The sequence below is a fragment of the uncultured Corynebacterium sp. genome (assembly GCF_902782855.1).
Lineage (GTDB): Bacteria > Actinomycetota > Actinomycetes > Mycobacteriales > Mycobacteriaceae > Corynebacterium.
The window spans coordinates 1-2,089 of sequence record NZ_CACZOO010000331.1 but is presented as its reverse complement, the minus strand read 5'-3'; the positions used below and the strand labels follow the sequence as shown (position 1 = coordinate 2,089).

Genomic DNA, 2,089 nt, shown 5'->3' with positions numbered 1-2,089 from the left:
GACCCGGTGACTGATCCGGTGACCGGTCCGACGCCGGTGGCCGTTCCGCCCGCCACGGCATCGCACGACGGACAGCTCCCGTACTGACCGGACAGTGACCGGGCTACGGCCCGGGTAGGCTAAGACATTCGTGACCGGGGAGGCCCGGGAGAACCTGAGATGGGAGACCGACACCGTGGAACAGGACCGGACCGGCCGGCGCGACCCGCGACGGGGCGTGCCCGGCAACTCCTGGCGGACGTTGGACACCAGTCCCCGACGTTTCCAGGCCCGCGGTACCGTGGTCATGGTGGTCGTGGTGGGTGTCGCCCTGGTGCTCATGGCACGTCTGGTCCAGGTCCAGCTGCTGCAGCAGGACGGGCTCGCCCACAACGCCTCCGAACAGCGTACCGTGCAGACCCCGCTCTACGCGGACCGTGGCGCGGTCACCGACCGTGACGGCCGTGACCTCGCGTACACCATGAAGGCCGCCATGATCGTCGCCTTCCCTGACCAGTTGCAGACCTACATGGCCGACCGGTACCGGATCTCCCCCCGGTCGGACGACAACCCCGGAGGCGCGCTGCCCCCGGACCAGCAGCTCGACGAGATCGTCAACGACCTCCCCGGCATGCTCGAGGGTGACACCGGGGCGGTGAAGAAGGACGAGCTGCGCGAGGCGCTCACCTCGGACAGGAACTATGTCCGTCTCGTCCAGAACGTCGACCCCGACATCGCCCAACAGATCGTGGCCCGCTGGCCCGAACTGTCCACCGAGAACCAGGATGTCCGCCAATACCCCAACGGGGCGGTCGGCGCGAACATCATCGGCAAGTACGGTTGGGTGGGCGACGGCGTCGAGGGCGGCCAGTACGGTCTCGAACTCTCGCAGGACGCCAGGCTCCAGGGCACCAACGGCAGCGTGACCTCAGACGTGGGCGACTCCGCCGTCATTCCCGGCACCGTCCGTGACCGTCATCCGGCGGTCGACGGCGACTCCTTTCAGCTCACCCTGGACACCGATGCCCAGGCCTATGCCCAGCAGCAGGTCCAGCAGGCCAAGGAGAAGTCCGGGGCGAAATCCGCCTCGGTCGTCGTCCTCGACGCGAAGACGGCCGAGGTCGTCGCCATGGCGACCTCCGACACGATCAATCCGATGGGGGACCTCGACAAGCAGGTCGCGCAGGGCAAGGAGTTCACCAACCGGGTCGTCGAGTCCGCCTTCGAGCCGGGCTCCGTCGCCAAGGTCATGACCGCCGCTGCGGCTATCGAGGAGGGCAGGACCACCCCCGACGAGGTCCTCCAGGTTCCGGGCACCATCGACATGTCCGGTGTGACCGTGAAGGACGCCTGGGACCACGGTGTGGTGCCGTACACGACCACCGGCGTCTTCGGGAAGTCCTCCAACGTCGGCACGCTGATGCTCGCTGACCGTGTCGGCGAGGAGAAGTTCAGCGAGTACCTCCACAACTTCGGCATCGGCCAGGCCAGTGACCTCGGGCTGCCGTCCGAGACCGCCGGATACGTCCCCGATCTCGAGCAGTGGTCCGGCGGCACCTTCGCCAACCTGCCCATCGGGCAGGGTATGTCGATGAACCTGTTGCAGATGACGAGCATCTACCAGACCATCGCCAATGACGGTGTGCGCGTCACCCCGTCGCTGATCCGATCGGTGACCACCCCGGACGGCACCGAGATCCCGCAGGCTACGCCGCAGGAGACCCGCGTGGTCTCACCGGCGACGGCCCGTACCGTCGTGGACATGTTCCGGTCGATCAACCAGTCCGATCCGACCGGCGTTCAGCAGGGCACCGCCCCCGGCGCCGGGATCGAGGGCTACCAGACCGCCGGCAAGACCGGCACCGCCCAGCAGATCGACCCGGTGACCAAGGCGTACTCGAATTCCAGTTACTGGATCACCTACGCCGGCATCGCCCCGGCGGATGACCCGCGCTTCGTCGTGGGCATCATGCTCGACAACCCCGAACGCAGCTCCGACGGATCCGGCGGGCAGTCCGCTGCCCCACTGTTCCACGACATCGGGTCCTGGCTGCTCGACCACTACAATGTCCCGTTGTCCGCGACGGCGGCACCCCGAATCATCCTGGAG

At 67.6% G+C, this 2,089-nt stretch carries 1 protein-coding gene; it reads left to right on the top strand.

The genetic code is table 11. From position 1 onward, the window contains the following. Positions 1–286: 286 nt before the first annotated feature. On the top strand, positions 287–2,089 hold a 1,803-nt coding region (locus tag QZV72_RS13510), incomplete at its 3' end, for a penicillin-binding protein 2 (RefSeq protein WP_297009154.1).